This window comes from Streptomyces sp. NPDC052236 (genome assembly GCF_044548015.1).
GTDB lineage: Bacteria > Actinomycetota > Actinomycetes > Streptomycetales > Streptomycetaceae > Streptomyces.
Map to the genome: position 1 here is coordinate 24,792 of NZ_JBIUBL010000038.1, position 13,667 is coordinate 38,458.

Genomic DNA, 13,667 nt, shown 5'->3' on the forward strand with positions numbered 1-13,667 from the left:
GAGTGGACCGAGCGCAGCTGAGCATAGGCTCCGTCCGGTGGAGACGTTGCTGATCATCACGGCTGCCGCCTTGTGGGGCTGCGGCACGGGCGTGTTCATACCCCGTCCCGCGTACCGGTTCTCCGTGCCGCCCCAGGAGCCCTGGCGGTCGGCGTGCCCGGCAGGCCAACACCTCACCAGCACCCGGACCGGCAGCGGCTGGGGGCGTGCCCGCTGCGCCGCCGGGGACGCCTACGGGCCGAGCACCCTGCCCGTCGCCTCCTCCACGGCCGTGGTCTGCGCCCTGCTGGCGGCCGCCACCGGGGCCCGCCCCGAGCTGGTGGTCTGGCTGCTGATCACCCCGGCCGCCGTGCTGCTCGCCACCGTCGACTACCGGGCGCACCGGCTACCCGACGCGCTCACCCTGCCGCTCGCGGCGGCCGCACTCGTCCTGCTCGGCGTCGCCGCGGTGCTGCCCGACGCCGGCGGCAGCTGGACATCAGCGCTGCTCGGCTCCCTCATCCTCGGCGCCTGCTACTTCGCGCTCTTCCTCCTCAGCAAGGGCTTCGGCTTCGGCGATGTGAAACTCGCCCTCGTTCTGGGTGCTGTCCTGGGCTGGTACGGCTGGGCGATCGTCCTGGTCAGGACCCTCGCCGGGTACCTGCTCGGCGCGCTGTACGGCATCAGCCTCATCCTCTCGGGCCGGGCAGGCCGGACGACCAGGATCCCGTTCGGTCCGTTCCTGCCCGCCGGGACGCTCGCCGGCGTGCTTCTGGGCTCCTACGCCCCTTGAATCCCGCCTCCCGAAGCCGAGGGAACGCGCGGGAACGAGAGCCACCCAAACGAAAAAGGTGACAGGGAGTCAAACTCTCCCGACACCTTGCAGATAAGTGAAGATCAATCGCGCCGTTGAGCGCGGGACTGAATGCCAGCGACAGTATCGGCGGCGAGGCGACGCGCTCTTCGGCAGCAGACGGCGCCAGCGCTTGTACGCGCATCGGCGCTGCCTCGGCTTGTCGTCCACCGGCATCACCGCCACCTTCAGGCCAGCATGGTTTCTCGTGACGTGGCCGTGAAGGCGGCGGTGACTCCCGAACACATCTCCCGAACATCCCCGAGGAGCCGCTGGGTTCGGGGGCTTTGTGTTGATGGCGCACGGGGCGGCCTCCGTGCTGGCTAGCCTAGATTCGCGCCGTCGCGGGCGGCTGAACTGCGAGAGGAAGTCGATGACCGAGCAGGCAACCAGGTCTGATGCCAAGGCGGATCCCAGCACCCTGAAGTTGGAGTTCCGGCATGCCCACCGGCTTATCGATCCTGCCGCGGAGGGCGTGCAGACCTGGCTGATCTCCCTCCTCGCCGACGACGAGACGGTGGCCCGTGTGCGTGCGACGCGCGGCCTGTACTGGAAGGCCCACAACCTTCACGAGCGCATCGCCGACGAGCATTCCTTCCCCGCGGTGGTGGCGGAACAACTCTTCGACACTGACGGCCAGTTCACCCCGGAGTACGAGAACTTCGTCGACCTGCCGGGCAACGTCCTCGTGGTCGACGACCTCCACATTGCCACACCCTGGGACGACCCCTGGATCGTCGCCGGGCTGACCTCCAGCATCATCGACCGGCTGACCGACAACCAGTACGCCGTGGTCCTCCCCCGTGTCTCCGGCGACACGGAGACGGCCCTCCTCACGGAGGCCGCCGTCCTGCTGAGCGCCGAACCGTTCTCCGACGAACTGCTGATCATCGACACGTCGCTCGCCGCCCCCGAAGAGGCCGCGCACCGTGTCCGCGAGCAGCTGCGCTCCCGCGCCCGCCACGGCGGAGCCGACCCCTTGAGCGAGGACTGGGACGAAGAAGACGACGAAGGGGAGGAGGTCCTCACCGCGCGCACGCGAGCGGTGCTGCACCTGGCCCTTCAGGAACTGTCGGACCAGGCGTGGCAGGAGGTGTCCACGCTGGGGGATCAACCGGCAAGGCCGGGTAGTTAAGGTTTCCGGCCGGGGTGCAAGGCGGGCGGGGCGGGGCGGGGCCCGTCGCGGTGTGCAGAACGTGATCAACGCGGCCCCGTTGAAGCAGGTGTCGACTAAGACGTCCTGCCCATGGAGCCGCGTTGCCTGTCCATTCTGCCTCCCCGCCCGCCCTGGCGACCCTCTCGCGGGAAATCACCCTGGCCGCAGGGCGTTTCGCCGCCGGGCACCTGGGCGGACTGACACCCTTCCTGCCTTTCGAACTGGTGGACGCCGTACTGGAGGAGACCCGTGCGGTCCAGCAGCGGCTGCGGGATCTGCCTTCGCGAGTCGGGGTGTACTTCCTCCTGGCGATGTGCCTGTTCCCGGAGGTCGGATACCGGCTGGTGTGGGACAAAATGACGGCTGGACTCGGCGGCCTCCTCCCGGCACCGAGCACAAAGGGCCTGCGCGACCTTCGACGCCGGGTAGGCTGCGCCCCGCTGAAGACCCTGTTCGATGTGGTGGCCGGAGCACTGGCGCAACCACACACCCCCGGGGCCCGTTTCGGCCCCTACCGCACCGTCTCCTTCGACGGCTGCAGCTCCATCAAGACCGCCGACAGCGAACGCAACCGGGGCCGGCTGGGCCGATGCCCGCACGGCGGCTATCCCCAACTCGAGTTGATGACGCTGGTCGAGACCGGAACCCGGGCGGTGATCGCCGCGATCTTCGGGCCCACCCGGGAGGGCGAGACCTCCTACGCCACCCGGCTGCTTTCGCACCTTCGCCCCGACATGCTGGTGCTGTGGGACCGGGGCTTCGACGGCAACGACTTCCTCGCCGCCGTACACACCACCGGCGCCCGCATCGTGGGCCGCATTAGTGGGCGCCGCCGCCCACCAGTGCTGAAGACCCTCGCAGATGCCTCCTACCTGTCGGCTATCGGCGGCGTCCCGGTACGCATCATCGAGGCCCAGGTCAGCGTCACCTGCTCGGACGGCAGCGGCTTCGCAGGCACCTACCGCCTGGTGACCACGCTGCTGGACGCCCACCGCTTCCCCGCCGACCGCCACGTGCGCCTCTATCACGAGCGCTGGGAACACGAGAGCGCCTATTACGCGCTGCGTCACACCATCCTCAACGGGCGCGTGCTGCGCTCGTGCGACCCGGTCGGCGTCGAGCAGGAGATGTGGGCCCTGCTGGTCCTCTACCAGCTGCTGCGCCGGGCCATGGTCGAGGCGGCGGAGTCCCGGCCGGGCACCGATCCCGACCGCTGCGGCTTCACCATCGCCCTCCACACAGCCCGCGACCTGCTGGTACGCGCGGAAGGAATCCTCGAGCAGGGCCTCGGGACAATGGGAAGCAGGGTCTTGGCAGCGCTGCTGCCGGCACGCCGACCCCGCGTCAGCACCCGAAAGGTGAAATCGCCCATCTCCCGTTATCCGGAACGGAAGTTGGACGGCCGCCCGGACGCGAGCCAGACGGTGACTGCCGTGACGATCACGCTCCTACAGCCCCCGCCTTCTCGCCCCGAACTGCCGGCGGCCACGGTCCCCCAGTACGTCGGTGCCGGCAAGACCAGCAACCGCATGGCGCGCGTCCTCGCTGTGCTGCAGGAAGAGCCCGAGCGGCAGTGGCGGGCCCGAGAGATCGCCGAGCTCCTCGGCGACGTCACCCTCGTCGCCACTTACCGGCAACTCGCCCGCTGGACCGAGAAAGGGCTGATCAAGAGGATCCGTACAGGCCGCTACGCGGCAGCCGCACCGCCAACAGCCGCTGCCTTGCGCCCCGGTCACCAGCGCTAACTACCCGGCCTTGGATCAACCGGCCCAGCGGAGCGCCGGCGTGCTCTTCGGCTCGCTGCCGCGGGTGACCTGGCACCAAGACGGTCCCTGGCGGCGGCAGATGGCCCGGGCCTTCGACGACCTGGCCGCCGACTGCTCGGCCAACGCCGAGGTTGAACCGCGTAGCACCGGCGAGGAGATGGCCCTGCACCTCGGCATCGCCCGCGCCCAGGACCTGACGCGCAACCGGCCGCGTCTCGTGCGGGACACGGTGGCCGGCCTGCCCGAAGACCGGGCGGACTTCGACTGGGACGCCTGTTCCGACGTCCTCTTCCAGGACCACGACGTGCTGATGCTGTTCGACCACTCCCTCGACGGCATCGAGCAGCCTGACAACGAGATCCATCAGGCACTGGGCATGGTCAATCTTGCCCCGCACGACTGGTTCGCCGCCTTCGACCCCGATCAGGCCCGCGACCCCGACCGCGGATTCCGCCACCCCTGAGGGCAGTCCGCCGTCGGATGCACGGCGCGTCACGCCGATGCGGCACCGGACGCTCAACGGGAGGCGACAGGGTGCGCAGGCGTTCGCGTAGATCGGCCACGTACTCGGCGGGGCGGGCGGCGAGCAGGCCCTCCAGGCGATCCAGCCGGGTGCGGGCGGTGGCGCGCAGGCGGCTCGGCGGCACCCGGTCGAGGACGTCCAGGGCGCGCTGTCCAGCATCGGACGGCTGGTCGGAGGCTCCGGCCTGCGCGAGGACGAGGGTGGCGGCGGCCCATCCGGAGGTGCAGGCGGCCGCGGATGCCTGGGCACGCGATGCGGGCCTGCTCGGGGCGGCCCAGGGTGAGGTGCGCCTCCGCTTGGTGCAGGGCCAGTTGATCGACTCGCTTGGCGCGTAGGCCGGGCGTGCGGGGCACGGGACGTCGGCTCGTACGGGTGGCGGTGTCCGAATGCGGCCGTCGGGGTCAGGGACAACGACCGGCTGACACGCGGGGCGCTGCACGGCGCCGTACGGAGGCGCGTATTCGCGCACCGCGCCGCGACGCCCCGTTCAGTGTCAGGGGCGTCCATTACCGTATGAGGTGGCGGTCGGTAGACCGTGGGCCCGGCTCGAAGGCCCGGAACCCGTTCGGCCCGTGACCGGACGTTCCTCCGAAGGTGCACCGCGCCGAGCCTTTCTTCGACAGTTTCTTCGGCCGACGCTTCCTGCGCGGCGAGTCACGGGATCGCCGCGGTGCTGGAGGGGTTACGCCATGCCGAAGAACCACGCCCGCAAGAAGGAACTCGCCGACCTCAAAGAGACGTTCGGCCTCCGACACCACAACGCGGTTGCCATCCTGGACGATCCCCGCCGGGACGCGCTCTGCCAGGTCCTCACCGAGTACACCGACGTCACGACGTACGCGGCGGCCGTCGAGGTGCTCGAACGGCTGGCTTCGTAGGTGGGTTCGGGAGCCAGATGTCGCTGAGTTCTGACGCCATTCGCGATCTCCGAATGGACGGATCGTCGGTCGGTTCGGGCACCACAGACGAGCATCCGCGCTGCGCGCGGGGTGGTTCCAGCTCTCGTCGACATCGTTCTGGGCCCTGCGCTCGGGTAGCTACGACGAAGTGACAAGTAACGGCCTGTAGTCAACGTGGCTTTGGTTTCTTGAAGCCCGACCGGCAGCGCGAGCCGCTCCGGCCACCATGATCAATCTCACCGTTAACCGCCGTACGGCTACTACTCGCCCCGGGCGAGTACGCATGCGGTCGGGCAGAGGTGAGAATAGCCCAGGTACTCATGTCCGCAGAGTGAGCAATCCAGGGGGGAATCATGACGGGTGACCGTCACGGTGCGGCCAGCCCAGCTCGCCGCACCCGGCGCCAGAAGATAACGGCTTGGTTTAGCCTCCATCCGATAACGATCGTCATATGGGGCTTTTTGCTGCTGCTGGTGGTGCTCGGCGTGATTGTTGCGCACACCTACCACGGCACTGGCGAGCCGTGCCCGCCCGACAAGGTCTGTAATTTCGTCCGTTGAGCTTGCCGAACCGGCCAAACTCCCACCGGACGTCGTCCAGATCGAGCATCCGTGCCTCGTTGGTCCGCAGTCCCAACGGCCTGCGGTCACCCGAACCCGGAACAACACGCCGTCACATCGGCTACAGAGAGCTACTTGTCACTTCGCCGTAGCTACCCGAGCGCAGGGCCTTGATCCCCGTGGGTTCAGGGAAACCGGAGGTCCTTCAGCGCGAACCCACGGGTCCATCGGTGTGCGTCAGGCCGATGCATCCGTGGGTTCGGGTGAAACGCGAGGATGCTGAGCGATCCGAAGGGTCTCCGCGGTGACGTCGGCCTGGATGTCCTTGGTCATCACGACCGCCTGCCGAACTGCCAGTTGTGCACCCAGGGTCGGCGTACCGGTCCGGGGTCGGGATGGCGCGTGCCGTGTCCGGGTCCGGCCTCCGGACCAACGCCGTCGTCCCCAGCCGGGTGGCGCCGTTGTCGGACAGCCGCGGCCCGTAGGCGATCAGCTCGTCCCGGTCGAGCGGCACCGCGAGGTCGCGGCCTGCCCCGTGCCGAGGTCGAGCACCAGGTCAGGTCTGATCCGCGGCGCGCAGGGCCCGCGCCAGCCATTCCAGCTCCTCGGTCGCGTCGGGCGACGAATTCTGCCCGCGCACACGGCCGACGAGCCTGCGGTAGTGCTCTGCTCCTGCCTCGATCCCGGCCTCCAGGCTGCGCAGCACGGCGGCCCGATCGGCGTCACCGAACAGCTCGGACAGCACCTCGGCCGCTGCCGGCCCCTCGGGAGCGACCCCGCCTTTTCTGACCTCCGCGACGGTCTGCACGATCTGCCTGGCCCACCAGATGGACGCCCCGGGGGGACGGCCCTGCCCCGGTACGGGCGTGTTGAGCTCCATCCATGTGCGCAACCGGGCGCGGAACCCGGGGTCCCGAACCAATTCGGCCAAGTCGATCCAGGCGTCGACCTGCTCAGGTGTGGGATCGTCGGGCAATTCGATGCTGAAGGCGCGCATGCGGTCGCGCAGGCGCGGGTCGTCGAGGCCGCCGAACACCTCCTCCTTGAACTCGTCGATGATCTGCTTGCGCTCGGCGGCGGAAAGCCGCGCCAACCGGTTCATCAGTGCTGTCTCCTCAACGGTCGAACCCCGTTTCGCCACGGTGGACAGGACGGCCCGGCTCACCTTGAGGGAGCGGATCTGCGCGTCGAGCGCGGCCACATGCGCGTCGGCGACCCCGGCGACCGTGGTGCGGCCACTCAGGACACGGCACACGTCGTCGAGCCCGAGGCCCAGCTCCCGCAGGGTGCGGACCAACTCGACGCGGGCCACGGACTCGGCGTCGTACAACCGGTAGCCGCCCGCGGAACGGCCCACAGGCGGCACCGCCCCCTCGTCCGACCAGAAGCGCAGGGTACGTACCGGAAGTCCGGTGCGGTGCGCGAGCCGGCCAATGGTGAGCACTTCGGGGCGTTCGTCGTCCATGAGTAAGATCCTGAACCCTCCGGCGGCTGGAGACTCAAGCGCCTCAGTGCGACATCCCGTGAGTTCTCCAGAACTCTGCCGAGTTTTCTCACCACCGCCAGCGTCGACAGCATGCGCCTCCCCGCCTTCGACCAGACTGCAGACTGATCAGACCGGACGAGAAAGCTTCAGGAATCCCGAAGTCACGTCACTGACCGGCCGATCACGCGAACGAGAGAGAAGCCCCAGGCCAGGGGCTCAGGGTTCCGGCAAGAACCACGGGAACCCACGGGATGTCGCACACTGCGCCGGCGACAGGTGGAGTCAGAACTGACCTACCGATGGAGTCGGTTGTCACCTACAAAGCCAAACGGCCGGTCTACATGTATGAGTTGGGCATCGACGAACCGGACGAGCCCCGGGAGTACAGCTGTGCGGAGTGCGGGTTCTTCGGCACCGGATTCCACTGCTGCGAGTGCGGCGCCACCCACGAGTACCACTGTGTGTGCTGAGCCGACCTCGACCACGGCCGCGGCCGCGGCCGTCGACCTGGTCCGGCGCGGGCTGGCGGTGTTCCCGCTCCCGGCCGGCGGTCGACGGCCGGCCCGGGGCGGATGGCATGCCCGCTGCCTGACCGAGCCCTCCCGTATCCGCGCCGTGTGGCGCGGCGGCGACAACATCGGCGTCGGCTGCCGCGCCTCCCACGTGGTCGGGCTGGACCTGGACGTCGACGGGGACGGCCAGGCCCGTGCTCGCTGCCCTCGCCGCCCGGGTCGGAGAGGACTGGCCCGATACCTTGACGGTGCGGACCCCGAGCGGGGGCCTGCACCTGTACTTCCGTGCCCCGGGCGACTGCACCGTCGCCAGCGTCGCCAGCGTCTCCGGCGGCCGGACGGCGCTCGGGCTGGGCATCGACGTCCGCGGTCCCGGCCGGCGCAGCGGCGGGTACCTCATCGGACCCGGATCCGCCGTGAACGGCATGCCCTACGCCATCACCCGGGACGTCCCGATCCTCGAACTCCCGGGCTGGATCGCAGAACGGCTCACGGTCCTCCCAGCGTGAAACCCGCGCCAAAGAGCCTGCTCACCACGGTCGCGCCCCGCATTGTCAGTGGCACCCACTACGGTAGATCCCGTAGTAAACGGCATGCCGCGAACCGCCGTTTCCGCTGCTGCCCCGCGCCCACGCCGCACCGGGGCAGCGCCGCCGGACAAGGACCGCACCAGGGTCCCGCGCAGCACCACCCGAAGAACCCGTCTGTCCGGCTGCGCCCAATTCACGCGACGTCCGGCGGGAAGCGTGGGGTCCCGCTGTGGAGACGACCGTGACCAAATCCGGCAGCGACCACCTCAAACGCCAGGCCCGCCAGATCGCCCGAACCAGCGGCCGGCGCTTCCCCGACGTCCTTGCCGAGCTGCGCCGCACACCCCGTACGACACCGCGGCACTCGACGGAACTCGTCCTGCTCTGCCCCGGCCTGGCGCATCCCATCGACGGCGGCCGGTGCGCCCGCGCCGCCGGCCATCACCAGCTCGACGGCACCTGGTCCTGGTGCTCCCCCAAACACGACCTGCCCGCGCACATCTGGCAGGGCTACCACCACGCCGCTGACGAGGCCCGCCGGGCGCAGCACGATGCGTGGCTGGCATCCCTGACCCCAGCCGAGCGCGCCAACTGGGAAGCCGAGCAGGAGGCGGCGTACTGGGCGGACATGGCGGATGAGGCCCGCGAACCGTACGACCCGTACGAGGAGAAGCACCAGGAGCTGGTCCTGGACGCGCTGGACGAGGAGTACCGGGACGCCGAGACGGACGGCTCCGATGCGTACGACGACGGCGAGTACGCCGACGAGGAGATGTGGGACGGGGCCTACCGGTGAACCCCAGCTCGATCACCGGCGCCCCCGACCACCCTCAGCCGTAGTACCTCGAACGGAGAACCGACACCATGACCACCACCACTGTCAGCTCGCTCAAGACATACGGCCCCCTGCAGTTCCCCGACCGCGCCGGCCTGACGCTGTGGCAGTTCGCCCGCGCCCAGCGCCTCGGGCTCCTACCCGGCCCCGACGTCGCCGGGGACCGCTGGTCCGCCGCCGTATTCGACGACGCGATCACCCGCATCGACGCCATCAAGCAGGCCGTCGGCACGATGCCCGACGTCGGCGCCACCCGCGCCGAAGAACACCTCGCCGAACGCTTCAACATGACCGTGCACTCCGGCACCGCCGCCGAACTCGCCCGCCGCGGCCACCTGCCCGTGGTCGGCGACCACAAGGGCAACACCCTGTACTGCGGGCTCACCTTGGAGAACCTCACGGACCGCCGGAAAGTCGAACGCGCCTCTGCCGCCGGGCAGCTCCACATGCGCGACGCCGCCGCCACGATCCTCGGCATCCGGGAGTCGGACCTCGACCACCTTGTCCGCGCCGGGCTCCTCACCCACGCAGCCACCGCCCGCTCCTCGTGGAACAAGCACGACGTCGTCCTGCTCTACCGCCAGGCCGACCTGGACCGCGTCACTCGAAGCCGCCGCATCGACTGGCGCGCCGTCCGCGCGACCCCCAAGGGCCGCCGGTCCCCGCTCGCGGCGCTCCCCACCCAGAAGCAGACAGCCGGACGGTGACGACGGACGAACCGCGCACTGTGACAGCCGAGCAGGACGACCAGCCGCCGCGCCGGCCCGCGCAATGACGACCGACACCGTGACACCCATCCACCGGAGTCCCGCGATGACTGAGACCACCATCCGACCCGAACCGCGCACCACAGCCTTCTCGTTGATCAGGGCGACCGCGCTTGACCACGCCGCCCGCGACCACCGCCAAAACGAACCGCCACCGCCCAACCGGGAGATGTACAGCGACCTGACCTCCGTCCTGGAGAACTGGCACGCGGCCGACACCCTGCGGGAGGACTCACTGCTGCTGGCCGAATGGCTCGCGGCCGAACTGTGCGGCTACCTCTACGGCCAGCTCAACCAGAACAGAGGCCAGCTCGACCAGTGGCTGCGCGAATTCGGCGACCAGGTGTGCCGGAGCCAGACGCACGCGCACCCGGCCGGCCCCACGGCCGTGGAGATCATGTCGGTCGTCGCGGATGAGCTGGCTACTCGATCGGACAGGCCCGCCGGGCAGCGCCTGGTCCGGATCGGCGTGCCGTACCTGCACTACGTCCGGCAGGACCACGCCGTCGAGGACGCCCGCGAGATCGCCCTGACGTTCGCACTGTGGGCGGGCCCGCAACTGGCGGAACTGATGCACCGTGACGCCGTGCGGATCAATGCCTACCTGGACTCCCGCATCCACTGACCCCTGGGCGAGAACGAGACGTTGTGTGCTGCTTGGGCCATTGGTTCCCGGCCCGGTCCAGGAACGGTAGGGTGCGGGCAGCGGCCGACGCATCGGCCCAAGCCCGCACCCCGGCCCATGACCGGGGCGCACCACGGCAAAGGTGCCCGCGGCCTCTCATACGAGGGTCCGGTCTGTGCAGCATCAGTGCGAGGTGTACGTCAACTTCCGACGGCTGTACGGCCGTTGAGCCTTCCGCATGCTGCTCTTCGTCGCGCGCATCGGATCATGGGGCCGGGCGCGGGAAATGAGAGAGCCATGTCCAAGAGCCACGGTCGCAAGAGCCGGGCGCGGAATACGAGCCGGTCCCGGGGCGCCGCGTACGCCGCCGCCAACGCCAGCACCCTCCACCAGCACAACAGCGGACCGTCGGACAAGGACCTCCAGCCTGGCAACCCCGGCGGCTGGGGAGTCGAAGGCGCGCCGGACATGCGGACCGCGTCCGCGCTGATCGGCGCGTGCCTCGAGCGGTGTGCACCGTGCCAGCAGTCCCTGGCGGCGAAGCTCCTCGCCGAGGACCCGATCGTGCTCGCCGTGACGGCCGGATCCGTCTACAGCCTTCACGCCGCCGACGAGCCGGATGCGGGTTCCCTCGCCTCGAATGCAGCCCAGGTGTTCTTCCGCGCCCTGAAGTCGTCGCCTCCGGGCGACGGCCACAGCATGGTCCGCTGCGTCGAGCTGCTGAACGCCGAGGAACGTTCGGCGCTCCTCGAGGACGCGCTGGACCTGTGGACGTTCTACGGGCACAAGCACCCCGGACTCATGCGCGGCCAGAACACCGGCCACAGGAACGCGTCGCCCTTCACCTTCACCGTCCCGGGCAGCGATCCCAAGAACGCCGACCCGGGCACGGTGCTCGACCTCTCGGGTCTCGCTCACCCTGCCCGGTACGGCGTCCGGGCCGACATCACGCTGACCGGGTTCGGTCGCCTCGCCTCGGTCGCGCTGGTCCCGGACCCCGAGAGTCCCGAGGCCGGCTACGACGACCTGCACGAGCGCCTGGCCTGGGAGCCCTACATTCCCGAAGGGCTGCCCGAAGAAGATCCGGCGTGGGTGCTGAAGGTCCACGAGACGAACGGCACCCTGCTCGGCATCGTCCGGCTGCTGGACGCCACCCTCCTGCCCGACAAGCCGCACTGGGAATGGCGCCCCGATGCGTACGACGTCATCCTCTGGAGCGCCCCGGAGCCGAAGCCGGTGTCCGCCGCGTGGCTGGAGACCGCCCGCGAAAGGGGATCGGCCCTGCTGTATGGGCCGCTCGGCCTGACCCCCGCAGCGCCCCTGGACCCTTCCCGTCTGCTCGCCGTGCACGCCCGCTGCGTGTTCACCGACCGGCTGTGACCAGGGCTGGAGAAGATCGGGTGGAGTTTGAGGTGGCCAGGCTTGAGCCGGCGGACGGACCCGGATCGCCGCCGCGCACGGGGCAGACGTGAGAGCGGTGCCAGCCGATCACGCCATCCGACCTCAAGGCTGCAGGGAATCCGCCCTTCCTGCTCCTACGGTGGGTACATGAGCACCATCGTCGTCGTGTACGAGCTCGACAAGCCGGTGCCCGCACGCCCCTCCCCAGAGATACAGGGCGGCGAGGAACGGCATGTCCGCAAGGTGCACGCAGCGCCCACCGCCCCCGGGGAGCCCGCCGCCACGGGGCCGCGGACCCTGTGCGGAAAGGACACCTTCGCCATGGAAACAGGCCCCTCGACCGCCGAGGATGGCGGGACGCCCTGGTACCCCGCGCAATACGCGTCCGTGGTCTGCCCAGACTGCGACGCCGTGATCGAGACTTGATCGGCATACTTGACTGCTCCACCGGTGGCACAGGGCATCTGCCCTGCTGACAAGAGATTCCCGACCACGGGAGACCAAGCGGCCCAACGAGCCAGGGCCGACCACCATGGTCTGCGATGGCGTCCCGCCGAGTGGTGTAGCCGATCAAAGAAGCGGAATCCGCAGGTCGAGGACGGTTGTCCGCTGCGGCTGGGTGGTCAACTCGCCTCAGCGGGGCGCCTCGTGGAGCGCCGTTTCTGCCCAGATCGTCGGCGGCCTCGTACCGGAACCCGCAACGCTTGATCGCCTACACCATGACGCGGGACACGACCGGCTACGGACGTGAGGACGTTTTCTTCCGGCTCGCCGCGCAGCTGGAGAAGGCCGTCCCCTGGGCACAGCGCACGCCGGCCGTCTGGGCGGGCGCGCCCCGGTCCGCCTGAGCGCGGCGCCGGAGTACTCCGGCCCACACGGACGAGGGCTCGGGTCCGCGGCACCGAACGGTGCCGCGGACCCGAGCCCTCGGGACTTTCGGCCGGCCGCGCCTCAGGCCTCCACGACCAGGGCGCTCGCCCGGGCGAAGGTGTGCCGGAACTCCTTCAGGGGCCGGTACTCCTCCGAGTGGTAGAAGTCGAGCACGGCCTGCTTGTCCGGGAATTCGAGGATCACACCGATGGCCGGGCGGTGGTCGCTCTCGAACACTTCGGGACTGGTGTCCCGGGCCACGGGCCTGCCGCCGAACTTCTCCACGACCGCGAGGGTCCTGGTCTCGTACTCCGTCATCTTCTCCTGGTCCTCGGGGGACACACTGATGACCATGTAAGCGCTCATGTAATACCTCCATTGTTCGCGAACTCGTGAACTATTGAACCATGGGGGTGTACGGGCAACAACCGCGACCCGGGGGCCGACCGTCCCGTTCGTCCGCCTGTTCACAAGGTCACGTACAATTGAGGTATGAAGGCTCTGGCTCACCCCGCTCGCGAGGACCTGCTCATCCAGTCCGTTCTCGACGCGCTCGCCAATCCGCTGCGCCTGAGAATCGTCAAGCGGCTCGCCGGCGGTGAGGAGCTGACCTGCTCGACCGTGCTGCCGGACGTCTCGGCGTCCACAGCCAGCCGCCATTGGCAGGTACTGAGGGAGAGCGGCGTCCTGTGGGCCCGCCGCGACGGGCGCATCATCCTGCACATCCTGCGCCGGGAGGATCTCGACTCCCGTTTCCCGGGCCTCCTGGACGCGGTGCTGGCCGCGGTCGACGAGTCCGACGAGGAGAAGAGCGGCAGCACCGCCGCCTGACCCCGGCCACCGACGCCGGACCGCAGCGCGGCCGGCGCCTTGACCTCCTGGGCGCCGACGTCCGCCGGCACCGC

17 protein-coding genes and 2 pseudogenes are annotated in these 13,667 nt (G+C 69.6%); 16 read left to right on the forward strand and 3 right to left on the reverse strand.

What is annotated here, in order from left to right; genetic code table 11:
* Positions 1-37 precede the first annotated feature (37 nt).
* The 6 genes from ACIHCQ_RS39770 (at position 38) to ACIHCQ_RS39795 (ending at position 5,736) form a co-directional block, all read left to right on the forward strand.
* Positions 38-772 (forward strand): prepilin peptidase, encoded by a 735-nt coding sequence (locus ACIHCQ_RS39770; protein ID WP_399673686.1) that lies wholly within the window; start codon positions 38-40, stop codon positions 770-772.
* Between the two features lie 433 nt (positions 773-1,205).
* Positions 1,206-1,967, forward strand: coding sequence for a hypothetical protein (locus tag ACIHCQ_RS39775; RefSeq protein ID WP_399673688.1), 762 nt, complete (start codon positions 1,206-1,208; stop codon positions 1,965-1,967).
* A 122-nt stretch (positions 1,968-2,089) separates the two neighbouring features.
* Positions 2,090-3,733, forward strand: coding sequence for an IS4 family transposase (locus ACIHCQ_RS39780; RefSeq protein ID WP_399673690.1), 1,644 nt, complete (start codon positions 2,090-2,092; stop codon positions 3,731-3,733).
* A 10-nt stretch (positions 3,734-3,743) separates the two neighbouring features.
* Entirely contained in the window at positions 3,744-4,217 is a 474-nt protein-coding gene (locus ACIHCQ_RS39785) for a hypothetical protein (protein WP_399673692.1), read from the forward strand.
* A gap of 749 nt (positions 4,218-4,966) precedes the next feature.
* Positions 4,967-5,155, forward strand: coding sequence for a hypothetical protein (locus tag ACIHCQ_RS39790; protein ID WP_399673694.1), 189 nt, complete (start codon positions 4,967-4,969; stop codon positions 5,153-5,155).
* 374 nt (positions 5,156-5,529) lie between these two features.
* A complete protein-coding gene (locus ACIHCQ_RS39795; protein ID WP_399673696.1) occupies positions 5,530-5,736 on the forward strand; it encodes a hypothetical protein in 207 nt (68 codons plus the stop codon).
* Positions 5,737-6,068: 332 nt separating this feature from the next.
* Here the strand turns inward: ACIHCQ_RS39795 and ACIHCQ_RS39800 are convergent.
* A pseudogene (locus ACIHCQ_RS39800) lies at positions 6,069-6,291 on the reverse strand (hypothetical protein); the annotation flags it as partial.
* Between the two features lies 1 nt (position 6,292).
* Positions 6,293-7,201 (reverse strand): MerR family transcriptional regulator, encoded by a 909-nt coding sequence (locus tag ACIHCQ_RS39805; protein ID WP_399673698.1) that lies wholly within the window; start codon positions 7,199-7,201, stop codon positions 6,293-6,295.
* Positions 7,202-7,521: 320 nt separating this feature from the next.
* Between ACIHCQ_RS39805 and ACIHCQ_RS39810 the strand changes: the two genes are divergently transcribed.
* The 9 genes and pseudogenes from ACIHCQ_RS39810 to ACIHCQ_RS39850 all read left to right on the forward strand — a co-directional run bounded on the left by ACIHCQ_RS39810 (position 7,522) and on the right by ACIHCQ_RS39850 (position 12,740).
* On the forward strand, positions 7,522-7,692 hold the full coding sequence (locus tag ACIHCQ_RS39810; RefSeq protein WP_399673700.1) for a hypothetical protein: 171 nt from the start codon (positions 7,522-7,524) through the stop codon (positions 7,690-7,692).
* A pseudogene (locus tag ACIHCQ_RS39815) lies at positions 7,682-7,906 on the forward strand (bifunctional DNA primase/polymerase); the annotation flags it as partial. The gene ACIHCQ_RS39810 and the pseudogene ACIHCQ_RS39815, both read left to right, overlap by 11 nt.
* A 22-nt stretch (positions 7,907-7,928) precedes the next feature.
* The gene (locus ACIHCQ_RS39820) at positions 7,929-8,243 is read left to right on the forward strand and encodes a bifunctional DNA primase/polymerase (protein ID WP_399673702.1); all 315 of its coding nucleotides are present in this window, start codon (positions 7,929-7,931) and stop codon (positions 8,241-8,243) included.
* 262 nt (positions 8,244-8,505) lie between these two features.
* On the forward strand, positions 8,506-9,060 hold the full coding sequence (locus ACIHCQ_RS39825) for a hypothetical protein (RefSeq protein ID WP_399673704.1): 555 nt from the start codon (positions 8,506-8,508) through the stop codon (positions 9,058-9,060).
* A 68-nt stretch (positions 9,061-9,128) separates the two neighbouring features.
* Positions 9,129-9,806, forward strand: coding sequence for a hypothetical protein (locus tag ACIHCQ_RS39830; RefSeq protein ID WP_399673706.1), 678 nt, complete (start codon positions 9,129-9,131; stop codon positions 9,804-9,806).
* Positions 9,807-9,912: 106 nt separating this feature from the next.
* A complete protein-coding gene (locus ACIHCQ_RS39835) occupies positions 9,913-10,491 on the forward strand; it encodes a hypothetical protein (RefSeq protein ID WP_399673707.1) in 579 nt (192 codons plus the stop codon).
* Between the two features lie 297 nt (positions 10,492-10,788).
* On the forward strand, positions 10,789-11,871 hold the full coding sequence (locus tag ACIHCQ_RS39840) for a hypothetical protein (protein WP_399673708.1): 1,083 nt from the start codon (positions 10,789-10,791) through the stop codon (positions 11,869-11,871).
* Positions 11,872-12,039: 168 nt separating this feature from the next.
* Positions 12,040-12,318 carry a hypothetical protein gene (locus ACIHCQ_RS39845; RefSeq protein ID WP_399673710.1) on the forward strand — a complete coding sequence of 93 codons (279 nt, stop codon included), beginning with the start codon at positions 12,040-12,042 and terminating at the stop codon, positions 12,316-12,318.
* 293 nt (positions 12,319-12,611) lie between these two features.
* Complete coding sequence (locus ACIHCQ_RS39850; RefSeq protein ID WP_399673712.1) at positions 12,612-12,740, forward strand: hypothetical protein; 129 nt, start codon at positions 12,612-12,614, stop codon at positions 12,738-12,740.
* 103 nt (positions 12,741-12,843) lie between these two features.
* Here ACIHCQ_RS39850 and ACIHCQ_RS39855 read toward each other — a convergent pair whose 3' ends face one another.
* Entirely contained in the window at positions 12,844-13,128 is a 285-nt protein-coding gene (locus tag ACIHCQ_RS39855; RefSeq protein ID WP_399673714.1) for a DUF1330 domain-containing protein, read from the reverse strand.
* A 126-nt stretch (positions 13,129-13,254) separates the two neighbouring features.
* Between ACIHCQ_RS39855 and ACIHCQ_RS39860 the strand changes: the two genes are divergently transcribed.
* Positions 13,255-13,593 (forward strand): ArsR/SmtB family transcription factor, encoded by a 339-nt coding sequence (locus tag ACIHCQ_RS39860; protein ID WP_399673716.1) that lies wholly within the window; start codon positions 13,255-13,257, stop codon positions 13,591-13,593.
* The last annotated feature ends 74 nt before the right edge of the window (positions 13,594-13,667 follow it).